Here is a 272-nt window from a genome sequence, read left to right on the forward strand (position 1 = left end):
CGAGCCTGGTGGCGGGCCGCCTCGCCATGCATCTGCAGGGGAAGATGGCGCCAAACCAGGTTCACGTCCGGATGGCTGTCTACCCAGCGCTTGAGCCGCGGGGTGTAGACCTTGCAGAAGGGGCACTCCAGGTCGGCGTATTCATTGATCGTCCAGCGCGCTTTCGCATCGCCGTAGAGGCTGTGGTTGGCTGGCAGCCCCTTCACCAGAAGCTCTACCGCTACGGCGGATGCAGCCAGCAAGACCAGCAGCAGCCCCGCCCAGGGCAGGGC

The 272-nt window shown here is 65.8% G+C and carries 1 protein-coding gene; it reads right to left on the minus strand.

The features are described 5' to 3' along the window. Positions 1 to 272, minus strand: a 272-nt coding sequence (locus HMPREF2924_RS29460) for a DsbA family protein (RefSeq protein ID WP_256567991.1), incomplete at both ends; no start/stop codon positions are given.

This window comes from Pseudomonas sp. HMSC063H08 (assembly GCF_001813645.1).
In the GTDB taxonomy this organism is placed as follows: Bacteria; Pseudomonadota; Gammaproteobacteria; order Pseudomonadales; family Pseudomonadaceae; genus Pseudomonas; species Pseudomonas aeruginosa.